1 rRNA gene is annotated in these 231 nt (G+C 49.4%); it reads right to left on the bottom strand.

What is annotated here, in order from left to right:
- A 5S ribosomal RNA gene (gene rrf / locus BRO54_RS19075) occupies positions 1 to 117 on the bottom strand.
- Positions 118 to 231: the final 114 nt, after the last annotated feature.

Below are 231 nucleotides of genomic sequence, written 5' to 3' on the forward strand. Positions count from 1 at the left end.
GCCTAGCAGCGACCTACTCTTGCAGGGGCGCTGGCCCCAACTACCATCGGCGCTGGAGGGCTTAACTTCCGTGTTCGGGATGGGAACGGGTGTTTCCCCTCCGCCATAGCCACTAGGCAAGCGTTTGGATTTTGACATCATTTATTATACTTGAAAAATAAACAATGTCAAGAAGGAAATTCATTCCTTCAAAACTAGATAACCGTCGGAAGAAGCCGCTCATAGGTCAAG

The sequence above is a fragment of the Geobacillus proteiniphilus genome, assembly GCF_001908025.1.
GTDB lineage: Bacteria > Bacillota > Bacilli > Bacillales > Anoxybacillaceae > Geobacillus > Geobacillus proteiniphilus.